Source organism: Streptomyces sp. NPDC056161, from assembly GCF_042268025.1.
In the GTDB taxonomy this organism is placed as follows: Bacteria; Actinomycetota; Actinomycetes; order Streptomycetales; family Streptomycetaceae; genus Streptomyces.
In genome coordinates this window covers 44865-64983 of sequence record NZ_JBHJUV010000051.1, presented here as the reverse complement: position 1 = coordinate 64983, position 20119 = coordinate 44865, and the positions used below count along the sequence as shown (strand labels likewise).

16 protein-coding genes and 2 pseudogenes are annotated in these 20119 nt (G+C 68.7%); 7 read left to right on the top strand and 11 right to left on the bottom strand.

Annotated elements, in window-relative coordinates; all coding sequences use genetic code 11:
* Positions 1-97 precede the first annotated feature (97 nt).
* Positions 98-910, bottom strand: a pseudogene (locus ACFC09_RS35310) (transposase); the annotation flags it as partial.
* A gap of 1512 nt (positions 911-2422) precedes the next feature.
* On the opposite strand from ACFC09_RS35310, the gene ACFC09_RS35305 reads away from it, so the two are divergent.
* Both ACFC09_RS35305 and ACFC09_RS35300 read left to right on the top strand, forming a co-directional pair.
* On the top strand, positions 2423-2932 hold the full coding sequence (locus tag ACFC09_RS35305) for a recombinase family protein (RefSeq protein ID WP_376535204.1): 510 nt from the start codon (positions 2423-2425) through the stop codon (positions 2930-2932).
* 272 nt (positions 2933-3204) lie between these two features.
* Positions 3205-3630, top strand: a complete 426-nt coding sequence (locus ACFC09_RS35300) for a hypothetical protein (RefSeq protein ID WP_376535202.1) — start codon at positions 3205-3207, stop codon at positions 3628-3630.
* Between the two features lie 307 nt (positions 3631-3937).
* Here ACFC09_RS35300 and ACFC09_RS35295 read toward each other — a convergent pair whose 3' ends face one another.
* Positions 3938-4510: a TetR/AcrR family transcriptional regulator gene (locus ACFC09_RS35295; protein WP_376535200.1), complete on the bottom strand. Its 573-nt coding sequence runs from the start codon at positions 4508-4510 to the stop codon at positions 3938-3940.
* Positions 4511-4573: 63 nt separating this feature from the next.
* Here ACFC09_RS35295 and ACFC09_RS35290 point away from each other — a divergent pair, with 63 nt between their 5' ends.
* Both ACFC09_RS35290 and ACFC09_RS35285 read left to right on the top strand, forming a co-directional pair.
* On the top strand, positions 4574-5545 hold the full coding sequence (locus ACFC09_RS35290; RefSeq protein ID WP_376535198.1) for an SDR family NAD(P)-dependent oxidoreductase: 972 nt from the start codon (positions 4574-4576) through the stop codon (positions 5543-5545).
* A 477-nt stretch (positions 5546-6022) separates the two neighbouring features.
* The gene (locus tag ACFC09_RS35285) at positions 6023-7669 is read left to right on the top strand and encodes an immunity 49 family protein (protein WP_376535196.1); all 1647 of its coding nucleotides are present in this window, start codon (positions 6023-6025) and stop codon (positions 7667-7669) included.
* Between the two features lie 91 nt (positions 7670-7760).
* On the opposite strand, the gene ACFC09_RS35280 is transcribed toward ACFC09_RS35285, so the two are convergent.
* Positions 7761-9269: a glycosyltransferase family 39 protein gene (locus ACFC09_RS35280; RefSeq protein WP_376535216.1), complete on the bottom strand. Its 1509-nt coding sequence runs from the start codon at positions 9267-9269 to the stop codon at positions 7761-7763.
* A 238-nt stretch (positions 9270-9507) separates the two neighbouring features.
* On the opposite strand from ACFC09_RS35280, the gene ACFC09_RS35275 reads away from it, so the two are divergent.
* The gene (locus ACFC09_RS35275; RefSeq protein ID WP_376535194.1) at positions 9508-9786 is read left to right on the top strand and encodes a hypothetical protein; all 279 of its coding nucleotides are present in this window, start codon (positions 9508-9510) and stop codon (positions 9784-9786) included.
* Positions 9787-10029: 243 nt separating this feature from the next.
* A complete protein-coding gene (locus ACFC09_RS35270; RefSeq protein ID WP_376535192.1) occupies positions 10030-10443 on the top strand; it encodes a hypothetical protein in 414 nt (137 codons plus the stop codon).
* On the opposite strand, the gene ACFC09_RS35265 is transcribed toward ACFC09_RS35270, so the two are convergent.
* The 5 genes and pseudogenes from ACFC09_RS35265 to ACFC09_RS35245 all read right to left on the bottom strand — a co-directional run bounded on the left by ACFC09_RS35265 (position 10436) and on the right by ACFC09_RS35245 (position 15037).
* Entirely contained in the window at positions 10436-11302 is an 867-nt protein-coding gene (locus tag ACFC09_RS35265) for a carbohydrate ABC transporter permease (RefSeq protein WP_376535214.1), read from the bottom strand. The genes ACFC09_RS35270 and ACFC09_RS35265 overlap by 8 nt on opposite strands.
* Before the next feature lie 11 nt (positions 11303-11313).
* Entirely contained in the window at positions 11314-12261 is a 948-nt protein-coding gene (locus ACFC09_RS35260; RefSeq protein WP_376535190.1) for a carbohydrate ABC transporter permease, read from the bottom strand.
* 12 nt (positions 12262-12273) lie between these two features.
* Positions 12274-13182: an extracellular solute-binding protein gene (locus ACFC09_RS35255; protein WP_376535188.1), complete on the bottom strand. Its 909-nt coding sequence runs from the start codon at positions 13180-13182 to the stop codon at positions 12274-12276.
* 133 nt (positions 13183-13315) lie between these two features.
* Positions 13316-13438: pseudogene (locus tag ACFC09_RS35250) on the bottom strand (hypothetical protein); the annotation flags it as partial.
* Positions 13439-13972: 534 nt separating this feature from the next.
* Positions 13973-15037: a LacI family DNA-binding transcriptional regulator gene (locus tag ACFC09_RS35245; RefSeq protein ID WP_376535186.1), complete on the bottom strand. Its 1065-nt coding sequence runs from the start codon at positions 15035-15037 to the stop codon at positions 13973-13975.
* 216 nt (positions 15038-15253) lie between these two features.
* On the opposite strand from ACFC09_RS35245, the gene ACFC09_RS35240 reads away from it, so the two are divergent.
* Complete coding sequence (locus tag ACFC09_RS35240; protein ID WP_376535184.1) at positions 15254-17110, top strand: glycoside hydrolase family 2 protein; 1857 nt, start codon at positions 15254-15256, stop codon at positions 17108-17110.
* On the opposite strand, the gene ACFC09_RS35235 is transcribed toward ACFC09_RS35240, so the two are convergent.
* From ACFC09_RS35235 to ACFC09_RS35225, 3 genes are all read right to left on the bottom strand, one after another.
* On the bottom strand, positions 17105-17710 hold the full coding sequence (locus ACFC09_RS35235) for a transposase domain-containing protein (protein ID WP_376535212.1): 606 nt from the start codon (positions 17708-17710) through the stop codon (positions 17105-17107). The two genes, ACFC09_RS35240 and ACFC09_RS35235, sit on opposite strands and share 6 nt — an antisense overlap.
* Positions 17711-17893: 183 nt before the next feature.
* Complete coding sequence (locus ACFC09_RS35230; RefSeq protein ID WP_376535182.1) at positions 17894-18913, bottom strand: ABC transporter permease; 1020 nt, start codon at positions 18911-18913, stop codon at positions 17894-17896.
* A complete protein-coding gene (locus ACFC09_RS35225) occupies positions 18910-19905 on the bottom strand; it encodes an ABC transporter ATP-binding protein (RefSeq protein ID WP_376535180.1) in 996 nt (331 codons plus the stop codon). Before ACFC09_RS35225 ends, ACFC09_RS35230 begins: the two co-directional genes overlap by 4 nt.
* Between the last annotated feature and the right edge of the window lie 214 nt (positions 19906-20119).

The window sequence follows — 20119 nt, the reverse complement described above, 5'->3', positions numbered from 1 at the left end:
AGGCACCGATCGTCTACGAGCAACAGTCAGCTACCCTGACGCTCGCCGCATAACGACACGAACAGGTGTCCACTCCCCGGGGACAAGGCCCCCGCTCCGTCTCCGAGACCGTGCGGACGTCGGGCTCGCCCCATGTATCCGGCTGGCCGAAGACGAACTCGCCGCCGTGCTTGGGCGGCCGCCCGCCCTTCGGGTCGTAGACCCTTGGCGGCGTGGGCCGGCGCATCACACGGTCCGACCGCAGCCTGCCCAGCAGCTCGACCGGCAGATCCGCCAGCAGGAACGACAGCCGCTGAACGTCGTAACCAGCGTCCAGAACCAGGAGGATGTCCAGGTCACCAGGCTTCCACTGACCTGCGGCCGCCAGGCGCTCGACGACCTCGCGGACCTGGACGGCGGTAACCGCCGCAACGTCGGCACCCGGCTCCAGCCGGACCGCGTCCAGCAACGCGGTCCAGGAAGTGCGGCCCACCTCCAGCGCCGCGACGATCGAGTACGGCCAGCCCGGGATCATCCGGTGCTCGTTCTTGCCCCGGCCGTAGGTGTGGCAGAAGGAACGGTCCGGCGAGGTGTTCGCGTCCGGCCGCAGCCACGGGCTCACATCCGCCGCGAGCACCAGGCGCCCGTCCGCGGCCCGGGGCAGCGGCAACCCGGCCAGCGTCCTTCGCAACCGTGCGACGTCGACGCGACCGCGGTTGAGCCCGCCGTACAACGCGCCATGCCCACGACGGTGTTCAGGCGCGAGCGCGAGATCAACCAGCGTCCGCACCGGACCCTCCGTGCACAACAACGCGTCGCACAACTCGAACAACGCGTCGCCCCGCGCAGTCATGCATGCGTACAGCTCCGACCGGAAGTGTGACACTTCCGCGAACGCATCCCGCAGGACGCCCTGATGTACCAAACTCACGACCACGGCCTTCGCGCTGATCCCCTGCCTCTGTGACGGAGCAAAGGATCAGCCGAAGGCCGCTTCCACGTCCGGTGAACTGCGAAAACTCTCACAAAGTTCGAGCCGCGTTCGACGGCGGACCATAAACGTCAAGGTCAGAGCCTGTGTCTGAACCTTCGGATGGGGTGGGTTGAACTGTCTGAGGGGCGATTGCGTTGACATCTGTCGGAGGTGGGCTACCAGGCTTGCCTCTCGTTGAGGAGTGTTGATGCCGCATTTTGAAGAAGCACCGGTCACTGAAGCTGAATATGCATCGGCGATCCAGGTGTGGAGTGACTCGCCAAACCGGCAAGGAACCGGCCGACCAGGGCCGGAGACCGTGGTCCGGGTTGGTTCACGGCTTGTCCCGCTCGGCGATCTGATGCACAGAATCGGCGCTGGGCAGGTGGCTCCTGAGTCGATGGGGCAGGCTCTGCGGGATGCGTTCGACTACCACGGGATGCCGCTGCGCGAGCACACTTCCCCCAGCGGTACCCGCCTTCGCACGACCTTCCCCTCTGATCTGCGGCCCAGTGGCTGGGAGCATCAGTTCGGCCGGGACCTTGACACTCACTTCGATCAATGTCCTGGCGTGTGGCCCGCCCGGAGAAACATGGACTTCGACAGCACCCCTGGTCTACGCCCATTGTCTGTTCCTGGAGGCTTCTACGGCCGGATGTCGCACCTGACATTGCTGGGGTTGAGTGCCTCGAACTGGGAGCGTATGCCGGTTTTGCGTGAGGCGTTTGAGCGTCATGGGATGCAGGTAGCCCGGGACGCGTCGGGGCAGGTGAGGCCGGACGAACGGGGTTGGCTGCCGACGGTGCGGCTTTCCGGGGCTGCGGCGTCGTTGAACGCTGTCGAGGGTGCGTCCCAGTTTCCGGCGGGTATAGCGGTGGCGGGTCAGCGGCGTGGCAGGGACCAGGTGGAATCGTCGTCGTCGTCCAGGTCCTCCTCAGCCGGGCAGCCCCCGGCCAGGCGGCAGCGGCGCGGGTGAGCTGGTGTGGTCCTTGGCCCGCACGGGCGGCAAGGCCCTGATACAGCCCACTGCCGGTGCCCGCCCGATGGCTTCCCGGTCGGCTTTCGGTGAGTGATGGTGGCGACGGTGGTCAGCGTCGCCGGGGTGATCAGTCCCGGTGAGGTTCGCGGGAGGCGGGCTGTCCGCTTCGGCGGGAGGACCGGCGCGTAATACGCCTGGTCATGAGAGTGATGGCGGCCCAGGTGATCAGCGCTTCGGAGTGCTGGATGAGCCGTTCGTAGCGGTTGGTCGTTGTGGCCCGACGGTTGCGGGGCCGGCTGAGCGACGAGGGGAACTGGTCGTCATGTGCGACGACAGTGACGTCGGCCCCAGAGCACGATTCCGGTCGCGTCGGACGGGCAGGTGTGGGCAGCACTGCCGGAGGTGAACCGGCAGGCGGTGGTGGGGCAGTTGGTGCGGCTGGCGAGCCGCGCGTTGTCGGCCGCCGTGACGGCGGGTGAGCGGGATCGGCGATGACTTCGGTGATGCCGTGGGAGCGGCCCGGCAGCAAGATCGACGGCCGTCACCTGCGGCGGCTCGCGGTGATCTATGTCCGTCAGTCCACCCGCCGGCAGCTCGTCGACCATCAGGAGTCGAAGCGGTTGCAGTACGCCCTGGTGGACCGGGCGGTCGCGGTTGGCTGGCAGGCGGACCGGGTCCTGGTGATCGACGAGGACCTGGGGAAGTCGGGTTCGAGTGCGGTATCCCGTACGGGTTTCCAGCGGCTGGTCACCGAGATCTGGCTGGACCACGTCGGTCTCGTGCTGGGGATCGAGATGTCCCGCCTGGCCCGCTCCGGCAGGGACTGGTACCAGCTGATCGAGCTGTGCGCCCTGTCGGGTGCGGTGCTGGCGGACACCGATGGGGTGTACGACCCGGACGAGTACAACGACAGGCTGCTGCTGGGGCTCAAAGGCACGATGAGCGGTGCGACGCGAGGGCGCACGCTACGAGTGAACTCACCGATGGAGGTTCGACGTTGAAGGTGTAGCTCCGGACCAGTGTCCAGGGTCCGTCCCCACTCTGACGTGCATCGCGGGTAACTGCGGGGTGCGGAGCTCAGGGGGTCAAGCCCAGCAAACGAAGCGAAACTGGCGGCCAACCGAGCCCGCGCCGAAGCCATGGGCGCGGTGCGAAGCGGCCCCGCGCTCGCGGCCGGGCTGGTGCACTGCGGGCGCTGCAACCGGCGTATGAGCGTGCGCTACCACATATCCAGCGCAGCAAGGCCCTGCCCGAGTACGTGTGCGCCCGGGACGTGACCGACTACGGTGCGGACAAGAGCTGCCAGCTGCTCAACTCCGCCTGCGTGGACGCCTTCGTTGAGCAGCAGTCCCTCATCGCACTGACGCCCGCCGCCGTCGAGGTGTCCCTGCGCGCGGCCGACCAGGTCCTGGCCGAGCGGGCCGAGCTGGAACGACTGTGGTCACAGCGACTGGAACGCGCCGCGCAGGACGCCGACCGGGTCCGCCGCAGCCACCACCTCGCCGAGCCGGAGAACCGCCTGGTCGTACGCCAGTTGGAGAAGGAGTGGGAGGAAGCGCTCGCCGCCCAGCAGCGGCTTCGCGAGGACCACGACCGCTTCGCCCGCAGCAGCCCGCACATCCTCACTCCGGCCGAACGGCAGAGCATCACGGCTCTGGCTGTCGGCGTACACAGTTACGTCCCAGCTTCGTACGGATGAATAGGGACAGTTGTTGATGCGGTGAGGCGTGTTGCTCGGCAGTCTGCTGCTTGTCGGTGTGGCAGCGGAGAGGGGCCTGGCGATGCTCTTGGACGCGGAGCGTTGGTTGGAACTGCGGCGTTTTCGGGGGCTGCTGGAGTCCGGGAAGCTGAGTCTGTCGGAGATCGCCCGGGAGACAGGGCTGGACCGCAAGACGGTCCGGAAGTACCTGTCGTCGCCGGGGCCGGCGACGCCGCCGCGGCGGTCGCCGAACGGTCGGTCCCGGGCGAGGATGATTGACGAGTTCGCGCTGGACGCCAGGAGCGTTTCAACGCACCAGGAGACTGATAGCGATCGCCAGTCGTTCGAGGTAGAACTCCCGGGATGCAGCCTGGTGCTTGAGGCCGATCGATGCGCTGATCATCGTCCGTGCGACAGGGAGGGCCGCCTCTCGTCCTGACTCGACGGCGATCGCGTCTGTGATCAGTTCCTCGAAACGTCGCGGCGCGGTCTGGATGATCTCTCCGAGGATGTCGGGATTGTCCCCGATCACTGTCGCGACATCGCGCGTCAGCGGGCCGATGTAACGGCCCGCCCACTGGTCGAACGCTTCGAGAAGGCGCTCTGAAAGGGGGCGGCCACTGTCGGCCAGGACCTGTTCGACAGCGGTGATGTCGCGATCCAATGCCTGCTTGACCGCGGCACGGAACAGAGTCTCCTTCGAGGAAAAAAGGAAGTAGAGCCCGGGCCGGGAGATGTGCGCCGCCCGCGCCACCTCCTCCATCGAGGTCTTCCGGTAACCGAATCGCGCGAACGTGGCCATGGCGGACTCCAGAACCATGGTTCGACGGTCGGTATCGGCGACTGTCGACGGCGGGTGGCCAGCGTCGGGACTGCTCATGGAACGAGCATACGAGCGAGAAACAAACTATACAAATTGAGTCTAGCGTGTACAGTTGCCGTCATGAGCGCTGGCAAACTCATCTGCACGCCCTTCAACTCCTCCAACACCGCGGACGATGTGCTGCGGGACATCGACCTCACCGGCGTCCGCGCGATCGTGACGGGAGCCTCCTCCGGACTCGGGATCGAGACGGCTCGTGCGCTGGCCGCTGCCGGGGCGGAAGTGACGCTCGCCGTCCGGAACACGGCTGCGGGTGACGCCGTCGCCGAGACGATCGGAGAGGCGACCGGAGGGATCCGGCCCCGCGTCGTCCCGCTCGACCTCGCCGACAGGGCCACCATCACACGGTTCGTCGATGCGTGGGGCGGCCCGCTTCACCTGCTGATCAACAACGCCGGCGTGGTCACCGGTGGCCTCGAACGAACGCATGAGGGCTGGGAGCTGCAATTCGCGACGAACCATCTCGGCCACTTCGCGCTGGCCACCGGCCTTCACCACGCCCTGGCCAAGGGAGCGGCCGACCGCGACGGAGCACGGATCGTCTCCGTCAGTTCGACGGCGCACATGCGGTCCGGCATCGACTTCGACGACCTCCACTTCGAGCGCCGCAGCTACGACCCGCAGATCGCCTACGCCCAGTCGAAAACGGCGAACTCCCTCTTCGCCGTGGAGGCGACCCACCTCTGGGCTGCCGACGGCATCGTCGCCAATGCGGTGAACCCCGGCGGTATCGCGACGGGACTGCAGCGGAACTTCACACCGGAACAAAAGGCGTCGCTCGACGCGGCCGAGGCTGCCGGAGTCTTCACATACAAAACGGTCGAGCAGGGAGCCGCGACGAGTATCGTCGCGGCCGTCGCCCCCGAGTTCGCTCACTCCGGAGGCCACTACCTCGACGATGCACAAGAGGCCTACACCGTGCCGAACGACGCCGACCTCGCGCAGCACCCGCACGGTGTCAAGGAATGGGCGCTCGACCCCGCCACTGCCAGGCACCTCTGGACCGTCTCGACCGACCTGCTTCGCGTCTGACCTCCCGACGCCACAGCAAGCCGCATCAGGGCAACCTATCGCACGCCCGTGAGAATGATCCGAAAGGGAAGACCCAGCGACCTGTTGTCGGCGTACGGCCCACTCTGATCTGACGGACGCGTAGATCACCCTTACCGATGAGGTCGTGGGCGAGACATTGACGAAGTGGCCGGACCGGCAGTGATCGTCTGCCATTCTGGACGCGGCAGTCGCATTTTCTCTTCCCTGCTGTCGCGGGGGTGCTCCTGCTGCCGGTGTCGTGCCGCCTCAGGCGGTTCTTCCCCACAGTCGTGGGGGTCCGCCCTTCCGGCTGGAAAGCCGGAAGGGCCTTTTAAGCTGTCCGCACGGACGGCACGAGGGAGCAGCACAGTGCGGATAGAGCGGCATCAGGTAGGCGAGGCAGTCGTTTCGGCGACACGCGAGGACTTCGCGAACAGGATCGGGGGGCAGGTCCGGTCCATGTCGAAGGCCGGCCGAATGGCCACCCACGAATGGCGGTCGATCGCCGACGAGTTCCTCAATTACCTGGGTGCCCTGTCCGTCGAGACGCCCAGCCTCGACACTCCGGAAGCCAAGGCCGCTCTCAAAGACGCGGCCGAGGCCGCGGCCGGGGCCGTCTGCTTCGCTGCGTACTACCCACACTGCACCTTCCAGGTCTTCCTCGACTACGTGAACTTCGGCATCAGCTACGACCCCATCGACGAGGATGACGCCGGGGAAAGCGTCACCGCCGGCGCATGGATCGACGCGCTCTGCCTCGCGGTGCTCACGGACAAGGCCAAGTGGCATGGTGAGGCATTCCACTTCGCTCGGGATAGGTTCGCCGAGAAGGCCAAGGGAAGCGCCGCCGGCGAACTCGTCACGGGTTTCATGGCGCAGGTACTCGACGACACCGGAAACGACCAAGACTACCCGCCGAGCGCGCAGGCGAAGCTCGCTGCCATCGACGCCGCGCTGGCCCGGATCCGCAGCCGGGCCAACGAGACCGGTGAAAGCCTCCTCGACCGGCCGGAGAGCGTAGCGCTGGGGGCCCTGCGTGCACTTGCCGCTGAGGACCGGAATGCCTTCGACTCCGGGCTGGCCGCCCTCCTGCTCACCCACACCGCTGTCCACGGCCCCTCCGCCTCGCCGAGCAGCCTCCTGCCGCTCCTGCCGCTCGGCCTGGCCGCGCTTGCGTACCGGACCCATGGCTGGAAGCCGGCTCCCCACACCGACTACCTCCCCCACGCCCTGGTCACCGGCTTCGAAACCCGCGGCCCAAGGGTCGCGGGCTTCGGCCGCGACCGGCGCCCTGACGCGGTTGCCGCGCTGGCCGTCGGCCCGCTGGTGGTCGAACGGCCGGCATACGACGGGACCGTGAACCCGCAGAGCGAGGCCCTGTTGGACCAGTACACCCGGGAAGCCTTCACGCCGGAGGAAGGAAAAGCCCTCGACGTATGGGAACTCGGAAGGGCCATGCGCTACCAGGAACTCCTCTTCAGGTGGCGCGCAGGGGACTCCGCTGATGTCACCGACGCCCAGCTCGCGAATCTGCGGCTGGCCTCCCAGATCGGGGCGGCCCTGTTCCGCATCGCCCTGGCGGAGCCGGGCACAGAGGCCGAGGTGACCATCGACGGCCGGAATCTGCGCTACCCGGCCGAGCGAGGCGAAGCGGCCGGCGCCGGCACCTGGGAGAACGCCACCGCCTTCGCGCTGATCACCGGCGTTCGCGAGGACCTCGCCCCCCTGGTCCTCACGGGCCCCACGGTTGCCGGCAAGGACGGCTCCGCCTTCGCCACTTACCGGGAGGCCCTCCACACCTACCTGAGGGGCATGGATCCCGAGTCGCCGGTGACGCGGGCACTGCGCGAGGTCGAGGAGGCCAAGGACCGGGGCTTCTTCCCACCACCGGCCGTACTGCTGTCGCAGCTCGTGGAGGGGGACGAGGAGAGCTTCAACCTGGCTCTCGCCGATGCCCTCGAAGCCCACCGCGATCATTACCAGGTCGCTGGCCGCGCCGACGACGCCGACGCCACGATCAACCTCAACGTCCTCGCCCTGGCCTGCCACGCCCGCCGCCGGGGCTGGAACATCCGGGTCGAGTCCCCCTACCTGCCCCAGCAGCTCCTGCGCTTGTCTTGTTAAAGGGCGTCCGGGTTCGGACGGCGGGACTGAGGCCGGCATCCGTGAACCCTGTTCGATCACACCCGCTCACGCCCGGAATGCGGATGGCTTCTCAGCGAGGCGTTGGCCGGCGTTCATACACTGTCACCCTGCGGCCGCGAATCTGTTTGTCGGCCACCGGAGTGAAGTATCGGCGCAGGACAGCGGTCTTCATTCTGTCGCGGGCGGCCGTCACCGGACGGGCCACCTGAGAGGCGTCCGCCACCAGGAGGACTCGGTGTTCGGCCAGGATTGCGGCACGTATGCGATCCGGGGCCACTTCCACGCCCTTCAGGGTGCCGGACTCCTCCGGGGTCTCCGCCAGCGCTATGTCCCGCAGTCCTGCGAAGGCGTTCGGGGAGACAGACCTGGTGTCCCTGCGGGCCGAGGGGACGAAGAGCACCGCATCCCTGGTCTGCTTCAACTGTCGTATGTCCGAGGCAACCGCCAGGACGTCGTCCACCCTGCTCGCCGGGGATCGCTTGGCCAGTGACTGCGGCAGCAGGGCCGGTATCGCCACGGCGAGCACAGTGGGGAGTATCCACCTCGACGCTCCCGGGAAGCGGGGCTTGGCCGCCCGTACCGCCGAGCCGACGGCCGTACCGATCAGCAGGGCCAGCCCCAGCATGCTGTAGAGGATGTAGCGGTCCAGGAAGATCGGCTGGATCAGAGACAGCGTGATGAGGCCGAGTTGCGGCACCGCCAGCAACGGCAACCCCACGGCCGCCGACGACAACCGCCCCGCCCGCGGCTGGTCCAGCAGTGCGCCGACGCCGCCCATCGCCAGCAGGACCCCCGGGCCGATCAGCATGTGCCAGGACAGGGGCGGGATCCAGGACAGCTGCGCAGACTGGCCGCGGCTGAACACGATCAACGGCAGCACACCGGCAGTGGCGCACCCGGCCGCCACCGCCCAGCGAGCCAGGACTCCGCGCTCGGCCCGGGTCCAGAGCAAGGTGGCCAGGTGTGCCGCGAGGATCATGAGCGAGAGCCAGTTCAACAGGGCCATGAGGAGGACGGCGGTGCCGTAGGCAGACCAGTGGCGCGTCCGGACCGGCCGTTGGAGGACGGTCACGAGGAGCAGGGTGGAGATCCCGGCTCCGGCCGCCACCAGCGCGTACGACCGGCCCTCCTGGAGATAGAACTGCACGGCCGGCAGCAGCGCCAAGGCCATTCCGCCGGCCAGGCCCGCCCAGGCGCCGGCCAGTCGGCGGCCGATGGCGGCCACGCAAGCCGCTGCGACCGCCATGGCCAGCACCGACGGCAGCCGCAGGGTCATGGTGCTGGGGCCGAAGCACTCGAACAGTAGATGCATCAGCAGGTAGTAGAACCCATGGACCACGTCTACGTTCGCCAGCATGTACCAGATCTCCGCCGTCGAACGTTGGGCCACCTGCCAGGTCGCGGCCTCGTCCCGCCACACGCTGTCCCGCCGCGACAACCCCCACAGGCCGAAGGCGAACGTCCACAGCACCGGCAGCAGCCACACGACACCGGTGTGATACGAGGAGGTCGGTGCCGCAGCTGGCCTTCGGGACAGAGAAAAGCGGGATGCCGTCTCTAACTCTCGGCCGGTCGGCATGAAGAAGGGCTCCCGAGGCGGTTGTCGCACCGTGGCCTGGGCCTGCCCGGCGTCTCCGCCCGGGCGGTCGAAGGGCTGTTCGCCCCCAGCGTCGCTGGGAAAGCCGCCGGGAAGGTCACTCATGGTGGGTACCGCCTTGTTCATATGGATGTGATGGACAGGCCATTCTCCCCTGACCTGGCCTCATCACCCCGGCATCGGGCGCAGGTTGAAAAGGCGAGTGGTGGTCTTGGGGGGAATGGCCAAGGATCTGCGGGCACTGTTCAGTTCCAGCGACCGGCAGTTGGAGGCCGCGGAGGCATTCACCCACCGGCAGGGGCAGTGGACGGTGGTCCAAAAAGCGCTCAGCGAGCACATCGCCCGTGTGACGGCTTCTGCCATCGATGCATGGGACCTGGAGGCGCTGCGCCCCAACCTCCTGGTGTTCCAGCGTCGGCGGGATCGGGAAGAGCACGCTGTCACGCACGCTCGAAACCGCACTCAGCAAGGCGGGGCAGCGCCCGGCCCGGTGGGGTGAGCCCGCCTGGCCCGCCCGCCCGACGCTGCTGCTGCTGCCGGTCCGTATCGGCTTCACCCGCTCCGCCAGCACCGACTTCGAGCCCGTGATCCTGACCCTCCGCCTCGCCCTGGCCACCCACGCCAAACGGCCGCTGCCCGCTTCGACATTGCGCTGCACCGCTACTGGGAACACCAGCACCCGGGCGAACCACTGGAAGAGTATCTGCGCCGCGGCGGCCTCGCTGCGCGGTTCGGCCGGGCAATGCCGCAGCAGATGCAGTCCGTACTCGCCGGCGTCGCCCAGGCCCTCCTGCTGCCCGACACCGTCGGAACAGCCACCGGCCAGCTCACCGGCGTCCTGGCCGCCGCGCTACGCAAGCACCGTCAGACGATACGGGCCCTGGCCGGCTGCGCCCGCCTCGCCGACCTGCTGAAGGCCGAGCCCGACATCGACGCCCTGCCCTACTACCCGCACCTGCCGGCCCGGGAACTCGCCCGTCTCCCCTCCGACCAGGCCGTTGTCCGGCTCCCGCACCCACCGCAACCTGGAACACCTCCTGCAGCCGCTGGCGTGGCTGATGCCGAGGGTCTTCTTCATCATCACCGCCGCAACCGCCTGCAGTGGGCCGACCCGGAGGGCGACCGCTGCGGTGGCGGGGTCGGGTCCGTCACTTGATGCCTGTCGTGGCGATCCCCTGGACGATCTCCCGCTGGAAGACCAGGAAGACCGCGACGAGCGGGATGAAGCCGAGGACCGAGGAGGCCATGACCTCGGCGTACTGGGGACTAGTGGGGTCCACCAGTGAGGCGAGGCCCACAGGGATGGTCTGGGACTTGGTCTGGCTGAGGACCAGCAGCGGCCACAGGAACGAGTTCCAGGAGCCGATGAAGGTGAGAATCGCGACCGTGGACACCGCCGGGCGGCAGATCGGCATGCAGACGGTGGCGTAGACCCGCCACCAGCTCGCGCCGTCGATGCGGGCCGCCTCGATCAGCGCCGTGGGGATGCCGCGGAAGAAGGAGTGGAAGACGAACACCGAGATCGGTGCCGCGACTGACGGCAGGACCAGTGCCCAGAATGTGCCGAGCAGGTGGAACGACCGGTACTCGATGAACTGGGGCAGCACCAGCGCCTCGGTCGGCAGCATCAGTCCGGCCGTGACGACTGCCATGACCAGGCCCCGGCCGCGGAAGCGCAGGAAAGCCAGCGCGAATCCGGCCATCGAGCAGAAGGCCACCGTGAAGATCACGGCGAGCACCGAGATCACCAGGCTGTTGAGGTACCAGGTGCCGATCGGATGGTTGTCCCAGGCGGTCGAGTACGCGTCCAGCGACCAGCCGCCGGCGAAGATCGACGTGGGGCTCTGGGTGATGGACGCGTCGTCGCGCAGCGAGGTGATCAGTGCCCAGACGAAGGGCACCAGCCAGATCAGGGCGAACAGGGTCAGGCACACGGCGCAGAGCCGGTTGAAGAGCTTGGCGCCGTCGACCGCGCCCTTCGGCTCGGCGGGCTGCGGCTGGGTGATGGTGGTCATGGGTCCTCCGCTCAGGCCGCGCTGCTGGTCGCGCGACGGCGCCGCAGCCCGTACCAGGCCGCCGAGATGGCGACGATGATGACGAAATACACCATGGTGGCGGCAGCGCCGTAGCCACCCCGGTAGGCGGTGAAGCCGGTGTCGTAGATGTACTCGATGACCGGTCGGGTGGATTGGTTGGGTCCGCCGCCGAGCAACTGGTAGATCTGGTCGAACACCTTCAGCGAGGCGAGAATCTGAAGGATCAGCACCAGGCTGGTGGTCCGGCCGAGCAGCGGCACCGTGATGTGGCGGATCTGCTGCCAGGGGCTCGCGCCGTCGATCGCCGCCGCCTCGCAGACGTCCGCGGGGACGTCCTGGATCGCGGCGGTGTAAAGGACGAAGTTGAAGCCGAACGTCCACCACACGGTCATCAGCACGACGGCGGTCCAGCCGCCCGAGGTGCTGCCGATGAAGTCCGGCACCGGCAGTCCGACGGCATCGAAGACCTTCGGTATGAGGCCGATCTGCGGGGTGTACATCCACAGGAAGACCAGGGTGACCACAGAGGACGGCACGACGTACGGCACAAAGAAGGCGATGCGGTAGAAGAGACGGCCGCGGCGTATGCGCGAGGCCAGGATGGCGACGCCCAGCGCGAGGATCACCAGCGGGGGCGTGGTCAGCAGCGTGAAGAGCACCGAGTGCCACATGCTCTCCCAGAAGAGGGAGTCGGTGACCACCTCGCGATAGTTCGACAGGCCGACGAAGTCCCCGAGGCCGCTCTTGACGGTGGTGGTGTTGAAGAAGCTCAGCACCACGCCGACGAGCAGCGGCCCGACCAGGAACAGCAGGTAGATCACGAGGAAGGGGGCGGTTAGCAGCCTGCCTGCCCGGCGTTCGGAACGGGTAGGCCGGTCGGCGGCGAGGCCCGTGGGGGATGCGGCGGGTGCCGGTCGCGTCGAGACGACGGTCGTCATGGTGACTGCCTCCTACTTCATCGTGACCGGCGGTCGGGACGTGGTGTACCGCTTCAGAGCGGAGCGCATCGCGGCCACCATGCCCTTGGGCGTGATCCGCCCGGCGAGCGCCTCGATGACCGTCCCGCCGATCACGCCCTGGAAGTCCGATCCGGCGCCGGTGTACCAGGCCACCGGGTCGTACTGGGCGTCGAACGCCGCCTGCACGTAGTTGCGCTGCGGCGACTGGCCGAGGAACGCCTTGCTGTGCTGCGTCGGCAGCCAGGCCGGGATGTGCCCGCCCTCGGCCCACACCGCGCTGCTGTCGAGCAGGCTCTTGACGAACTTCGCCGCGTTGTGGGTGCGGGTCTCGTTGCCGCGGTCGTTGCGCGGCAGGATCAGCGCGTGCGAGTCGGCGTACGCCACCGGCTTCGAGCCGAGCAGCGCCGGGAACGGCACCACGTTGAACTTCAGGTTCTTGACCTGCCGGTACGCCGGGATCTGCCACTCGCCGTCGAAGAGGAAGCCGGCCTTGCCCGTGCTGAAGAGGGCGTTGGCGCCGGCACCGGTGAGGTTCTTCGGCATCAGGTTTGGACCGGTCAGGCTCTGCATGAAGGCGACCGTCTCCTGCATCGCCTCGTCGTCGATGGCGATCTTCGTCCCGGAGTCGGTGACGATCGGGCCAGCGAGGCCGGAGTAGATCATGCTGAAGAAGCGCCAGGCCGTGGACGGGTCGGCGGTGATCGACATGACCGCGCCGAACTGGGCGCCACCCGCGTCCTTCATCGCCTTCACCGCGTCGACGAAGTCCTCCTTGCCCTTGAGGGGCACGAGACCGTCGCCGGCGGAGTTCAGCAGGCCCGCCTTGCGGGCGATGTCCACGTTGTAATAGAGGACGAAGGGGTGCGTGTCCAGCGGGACCGCGTACGCCGTGCCGTCCACGGTGGCCTTCTTCCAGGCCGCCGGGGTGAACTTGTCCTGGGTGACACCCAGCTCCCCGAGGGGGGGTCCGCTCGATCGGCTCCAGCAGGCCGGAGGCGGCCAGCAGCGGAAGCCGTGAGAGGTGGGTGATGCCGACGTCCGGCGGCGTGCCGCTCGCGGTGGCCAGTGCCAGCTTCGTGTAGTACGGATTGCCCCAGCCCAGGATGGTCGCCTCGACGGTCGTTCCCGGGTTGGCCTTCTGGAACGCCTTCTCCATCAGAACCATGTTGGCGCCGTCACCACCGGTGAAGAGGTTCCAGAAGATGACATCCGCAGTGTTCGGCTGCGAGCCCGTCAGGCCGGACGCGAGCGGGGAGGAGCACGCCGCGAGCCCTCCGGTTAGGGCAAGGCCACCGCTGAGGGCAAGAAACCGTCGGCGCGCCATCGCTCCGCTCATAGGGGTATTCACCTCGTTAATTCGATGTGAACTCGATGGCGCAGACCTTCGCACACGTTTTGCAACGATGCAATAGATCGATGGGAAGAAGTCCGCCGGGCCACTGCCGCGACCCCGCCGACCCGTCTCCCGCGACCTCGCCGAGCCCGGTTCCGCAGTGGCGCAGGGCGTGGTTCCGGGGCGGCGCACGCGCCTCGCCACGCCGGTCAAGGCTGGGACCACACTGCCTCACACCCTCACAAATCAGGCACCCTCGGGACGCGTGCGCGCCGCGCCCGACGCGCCGGACCCACCCTGCACCTGCCGGGCCGTCGTCCACCGCGACAGGCGTCACATCGCGCGCCGGGCCCCGGCTTACTCCTGCGCGGGCGCACGGAGCGAGGACTCCCGGACGACCAGCCGGTACGGCGCGGCCTCCCGCGGGGCCGCCACAACCGCTCCCGCCTGCGCGTCCTCGCCCGACACGGCCTCCTCGGACCCTCCGGGGGGCTGCATCTGCTCCTCCAGCAGGGCCAGCGAACGCTCGGCGATGGCGTCAAGGTCAGGGGCGATGGAGGTGAGCGGCGGGTGGGTGTAGGCCGACTCCTGGATGGCGTCGATACCGACGACGGCGACGTCCTCGGGTACCCGCACCCCGGAGGCGTCCAGGGCCCGCAGCGCGCCGACGGCGAGCGCGTCGTTGAAGGCGAAGATGGCGTCGGGCAGCGGGCCGTCGCCCTCCAGCAGCTCCCGCACGGCCGCGTAGCCCTGGTCCCTGGTCCAGTTCTCGACCGGTACGACCAGCCAGTTCACCCGCCGCACCCGGGCAGCCGACATCGCCTGCTCGTACCCCTCGGTGCGCTGGCGGCCGTTCTCGCTGCCGTTGCGGCCGAGCGCGACGATCCAGCGGCAGCCTTGCTCCAGCAGGTGCTCGACCGCGGTGCGGGCGGCCTCCACGTTGTCGATGCCGACCCGCGGGAACTGGTCGCCGACACTGTGCTCACCCAGCATGACCAGCGGAAAGTCCGGCCTCTTGGCGGCGATGTCACTCGCCGGCAGGGTCAGGGCGCTCAGCAGCACACCGTCGGCGACATTGGTCAGGCCGCCCTCAAGGATCCGCCGCTCCACCTCACTGTCGCCCGCGGTCGACTCGACGAGCACCGTGATGCCGCGCCGGCCTGCGGCCCGGATCACGGCCTGGGCCAGCTCGGCGAAGTAGGGCTCGGCGACGAACGGAACCGCAAGGGCGATGAAGCCCGTGCGGCCCGAGCGCAGGCCGCGGGCCAGGTAGTCCATGCGGTAGGCCAGCTCGTCGAGCGAGCGCTGCACCTTGGCGCGGGTGTCGGGGCTCACATGCGAGTAGCCGTTGACCACGTTCGACACCGTCCGCACCGACACCCCGGCGTGCTCGGCCACGTCCCGCATCCGCACCTTGGCCACTGGGGCCTCCTTCCCGTCGTGTCGGCACTCAGAGCCTGCCGGGTGGCCTCGATCGGGCGCCCGACAGGCTCTCAGAGTCTGCCGCACCGGGGAGCCCCGGCTCACCGTCGCATCTCACCAGGACCTTGCATCGATGCAAACGATCACTCATGATGACAGGACTTCGATGTGGAAAAGCCTATGCCGGGAATTCCGGAAAAGGCAGGAGGAGGATCCGTGAGAGCGAGCAAGCAGGACGGGACGTATCCAAGGCCGATCCTGCAGCGGGAGCGGTGGCACAGCTTCGACGGTGTGTGGGAGTTCGGGTACGACGACGCCCGCGAGGGCGAGCGCGACGCGTGGTTCTCCGAGGAGGCGACGGGTGCGTTCGACCGGGAGATCACCGTCCCGTTCCCGCCCGAGGCCCCCGCCTCCGGCATCGGTGAGACCGCTCCGCACGCGGTGGTCTGGTATCGCCGCCGCATACCCCACGAGGTTCTCGCCGTCAGCGGCGGCGACCGGGCGCTGGTGCACTTCGGAGCCGTCGACCACCGGGCCAAGGTCTGGCTGGACGGCCGGCTGGTGGCCGAGCACGTGGGCGGCCAGACGCCGTTCACCGCCGATGTGACCGATGCGCTGCGCCCCGGCGCCGCTGAGCACGTGCTTGTCGTCCGCGCCGAGGACGACCCGGCCGACCTGGCACAGCCGCGCGGCAAGCAGGACTGGCAGGACCGGCCGCACGCGGTTTGGTACGAACGGACCACCGGCATCTGGCAGACCGTGTGGACCGAGACCGTCGCGGATCTGCACGTCACCGACCTGGCCTGGATCCCCGACCCGGCGCGTGGCGTCGAGGCCGAGATCACCCTGGCCTCGGTGCCGGCCGCTCCGGTGAGCGTGGAGATCGTGCTGAGCCATGACGGCGAGGTGCTCGCCGAGTCCACCTCCGCGGTACGCACCTCGCGCAGCCGCATCGACCTCGTCGTCCCCGCCCTGCGCAGCGGCATCGACCGCGAGGACCTGCTGTGGAGCCCCGAGCGGCCCACGCTGATCGACGCGCGGGTGACCGTCCGTGACGCCGCCACCTCCGAGGTGCTCGACACCGTCGTCAGCTACGTCGGCCTGCGCAGCGCCGGCGTCGGCCGGGGCGCCTTCCTGCTCAACGACCGCCCCTACTACGTGCGTTCGGTGCTCAACCAGGGCTACCGCCCCGACACCCTGATCGCGAACTCCGGCACCGCGGAGCTGCGCCGCGAGGTCGAGCTGATCAAGGCGATGGGCTTCAACGCGGTCCGTATCCACCAGAAGGCCGAGGACCCGCGCTTCCTGTACTGGGCCGACCGGCTCGGCCTGCTGGTGTGGGGCGAGACCGGGGCCGCGTACGAGTACGGCGCCGAGGCCGTGGAGCTGCTCACCCGTGAGTGGCTGGACATGGTGCGGCGCGACCGCAGCCACCCCTCGATCGTCACCTGGGTACCGGTCAATGAGAGCTGGGGCTGCTCCGACATCGCGAACGACCCGGCGCAGCATGCCTACACGGTCGCGCTCGCGAACCTCACCCGCGCCCTGGACCCGACCCGCCCGGTCATGTCCAACGAGGGCTGGGAGCACACCGACAGCGACATCATGGGTGTGCACGACTACTCCTCCGACCCCGAGCTGCTCGCCCGCCGCTACGGCGACGCCGCCGGGTTCGAGGCGCTGCTGGCCTCGCCGGGCCCGGCCGGGCGGACCCTCTCGCTCGACGCGCGGCAGACGGAGCGCTACCGCGCCGGTGAAGCCCCGCTGATGGTCACTGAGTTCGGCGGTCTGTCCGTGGGCGCCGAGGAGGACGAGTTCTCCTACACGCGGACCAGCTCCGACACGCAGTACGCCGCCCTGCTCGGCGACATCTTCGGGGTGCTGCACACGAGCCCGATCGTCGCGGGCTTCTGCTACACGCAGTTCATGGACACCGCCCAGGAGACCAACGGCCTCCTCTACACGGACGGTTCGCCGAAGCTCCCACTGGAGGCGATTCGCCGCATCGTCACCGGCACCGAGCCCGCCTCCGAGGAGAAGCCCGAGTCCCCTGCCCTGGCGGGAGTGTCATGAATTCATGGATCTGGCGCGTAGTCGGTGGTAGCTGTGGGTGAGGGCATGCCCTGATCGGGTGTGGCTGATGTGGTTCCCCTTGTCGGGATTGTGTTTTCGGGGTTGTCCGCGCTGGCGGTGGAAGATGTGGCGGACGGCGGTGATGTGGTCCTGGTGTCGGCGCGGACGCGGAGCGGCCCGGTGCCGTGCCCGGCGTGCGGGACGCCGACGGAGAAGATCCATGTTCCCGTGCACCGAGGTGATCCGCGCGGGCTGCGCGTACGGCACGTACGGCAGGAGCTTGGTCTTGTCCTCCCAGTAGTACACGGCCGGACCATCGACATCGCCCGCCATGTGGCCTGTGCGGGCGCCGAGCCGGCAGAGTTCGCCCGCGCCGTCTGTCCCTACTCGAACGCTGAACACAGCCCCTGGCCCCAGATGTACCGCCGCTACTACAGACTGGTCACTGACCACCTGTGCACAAGGGTGCGGGAACAAGCACGTCGCCAGCACGAAGTACACGGTGAACCGGGCAGACAGCAGACGCCGGCGTTTCTCTGAACGGCCGGCTCCCCCGACCACTCGGTCCACCAGTTCAGGCGGACACGACTGGGTCAGCACACCCAGGCCCAATCGCTCCAGACGGGGTATCAGCACACCGGATCAACCGGCTGGCAGCCTCAAGAGCAACGGCATCGCATGCGTACGACAGGGGGCGAACAGCCATACCGGACCCGGGGGCCAGGCGCCCCGTCGCGGGGCCACAAGAAAGGCGCAACGGGGACGCACAGTGCCCGCATGCGTTCACATCGGCTGCTTGCGTCCCCAGAGGAAGACGAACACCGTAAGGGCGGCGGAGAGGGCGAGGAGGATGCCGGCCCCGAGCCACTGCATGGTGGGCATCTGGGAGATCGGCAGATAGTCCGTGGCGTAGCCGACGACGTGCTTGGCCTCCAGGCACGAGGTGTGGGCGGGCCCCTCGGTCCTGCTGAGGCAGGTCGTCCAGTCCAGGCGCTGCCCGGAGCTCGTACGGAAGGAGGTTCCCTGGCCCATCTGCACCGCGGCTGCCGGCAGTTTGGGTTGGGGCGCGTCGGGGGCGACGCCCTGGTTAGTGGTGGCGGTCAGGACGTGTCCGAGGTTCAGCCGGAAGCGGTCCCACACGGCCAGGACGGCGGCGACGATGCCGAAGGTGACCACCATCGACACCAGAGTGCGGCGCAGCACCAGGCCCACCGCCGCGCCTACCGAGAAGGCGAGGAGGGTGAAGGCCACGGGGACGATGCCCGTGGTGTCGAAGAACGCGCTGCTTCCCCAGCTCAGCTCCTCCACGCGGCCTTTGACGGGGGCCCACCACCAGCCGAGCACGGCGGAGAGCGCGGCGGTGAGTGCGGTGAGCACGGCACCGGTCAGCCCGAGCTTGGCCGTGAGCCAGCGTGTCCGGCTGACGGATTGGGCGGTGACCAGCCGGGCGGTGCCGGTCTCCAGGTCGCCGGCCAGCAGCGGGGCGCCGACGAAGACGCCGATCAGCAGGGGAAGGTATCCGAGGTAGGTGCCGAACTGGAACATGTGGTCGGCGTGCGGCCCGATTCCGGACTGCCAGCCGGACCTCGGATGCGGCCAGCCCTGGGCGGTCAAGTAGTCCATCATCTGCCCGCGCCCATAGGTCACGGCGGCCACGGCGACGACAGTGACTGCGATGAGGGTCCGGAAGGCGGCCCGGTGCTGGCGCCAGACCAGCCAGAGCATCCCGCCGGGCCGGGCCGGGCCGCGCCGGACGGTCTGCCGGGCCTGCGGGGTGCCGTGCGTGACGTTGTAGGTGCTCATGCGGCCGTGTCCTTGTGGAAGGTGTTCGGGTGGGTCGGGTTGCCGGGGATGGTGTCGTGGATGTCGCCGACCCGGGCGCTGGGGCAGATCAGGGCCGGCGCCTCGGGTGAGCGCAGGTAGGCGAGCAGCAGGTCCTCCAGCGTGGGAATCTGGACCTGTCGGTCGCCGGTGACGGCGACCGGTTCGCTCAGCCGTACCAGTGCGGTGGCCCGGCCCGCGTCACGGCGGGACTCGATGACAAGGTGATTGCCGGCCGCCGGCGGGAGACCGCCTGGGCCGCCGGTGAGCAGGGCGTGCGCGGCCAGCAGTTCGCCGGTCTCGCCGGCCAGGCGGAGCGTGCCGCCCGCGATGGCGAGCAAGTAGTCGCAGAGGCTCTCCAACTCGGCGAGCATGTGCGAGGAGATCAGCACCGTGGTGCCGTGTGCGGCTGCCTCCTCGGCCAGTACGGTCGCCAACTGCTCGCGAACCAGGGGGTCGAGGTCGGACATCGGCTCGTCGAGGACGAGCAGGTCGGGGCGCTTGCCGAAGGCCAGGGCGAAGGCGACACGGGTGCGCTGCCCGCCGGAGAGCGTACCGGTCCGCGCGGTCAACGGGATGTCGCCGGCCCGGACGATGGCCTCGGCCGTCCGCTGGTCCCAGCTCGGGTTCAGGCTGGCGCCCAGGCGCAGGGTCTCGGCCACGGTAAAGCGGCGGAACAGCGGCTTGTCCTGTGAGAGGAAGGCAGTTCGCAGACTCCCGTCCGATGAATGCGGCGACGCGCCGAACACCCGCAGGTGCCCGGTGGTCGGGCGCGCCATGCCGGTCACGAGGCTCATCAGTGTGCTCTTTCCGGCGCCGTTGGGGCCGACGAGCCCGCAGATCCTTCCAGCCGGCAGTCGGAAGGAGCAGTCCGTCAGCACCCAGCCGCGCCGGTACTTCCGGCCCAGCCCACGGGCTTCGATCGCCGGCTCGTTCCACGCGCTCGGCTTGTTCGCACCAGTCAGCTCGGTCAACTCGTCTTTCCTGTTCATATGGGGGCCTGTTGGGGGGCGCCGGAGGGTCAGAAGACGGCAGTCGCCATACGCCCACCTGCGGCGGCCGACCCTGCGAGCGGGGGCCGGGCCACCCTCGGCTCGATGCCGAAGGGAACGCCGGTCATGAGATGCTCCTGGTCGTGATGGACAACGGAACCGGAACCCTCCCGGCAGATACGACTCTGCCCGGCCG

What these genes read in the sequence shown, in the direction of transcription:
- ACFC09_RS35305 (WP_376535204.1), top strand. Translation starts at nt 2,423, where the DNA reads ATGACTTCGGTGATGCCGTGGGAGCGGCCCGGCAGCAAGATCGACGGC.
- ACFC09_RS35295 (WP_376535200.1), bottom strand. Translation starts at nt 4,510, where the DNA reads ATGAGCAGTCCCGACGCTGGCCACCCGCCGTCGACAGTCGCCGATACC.
- ACFC09_RS35290 (WP_376535198.1), top strand. Translation starts at nt 4,574, where the DNA reads ATGAGCGCTGGCAAACTCATCTGCACGCCCTTCAACTCCTCCAACACC.
- ACFC09_RS35285 (WP_376535196.1), top strand. Translation starts at nt 6,023, where the DNA reads ATGGCCACCCACGAATGGCGGTCGATCGCCGACGAGTTCCTCAATTAC.
- ACFC09_RS35280 (WP_376535216.1), bottom strand. Translation starts at nt 9,269, where the DNA reads ATGCCGACCGGCCGAGAGTTAGAGACGGCATCCCGCTTTTCTCTGTCC.
- ACFC09_RS35275 (WP_376535194.1), top strand. Translation starts at nt 9,508, where the DNA reads ATGGCCAAGGATCTGCGGGCACTGTTCAGTTCCAGCGACCGGCAGTTG.
- ACFC09_RS35270 (WP_376535192.1), top strand. Translation starts at nt 10,030, where the DNA reads ATGCCGCAGCAGATGCAGTCCGTACTCGCCGGCGTCGCCCAGGCCCTC.
- ACFC09_RS35265 (WP_376535214.1), bottom strand. Translation starts at nt 11,302, where the DNA reads ATGACCACCATCACCCAGCCGCAGCCCGCCGAGCCGAAGGGCGCGGTC.
- ACFC09_RS35260 (WP_376535190.1), bottom strand. Translation starts at nt 12,261, where the DNA reads ATGACGACCGTCGTCTCGACGCGACCGGCACCCGCCGCATCCCCCACG.
- ACFC09_RS35230 (WP_376535182.1), bottom strand. Translation starts at nt 18,913, where the DNA reads ATGAGCACCTACAACGTCACGCACGGCACCCCGCAGGCCCGGCAGACC.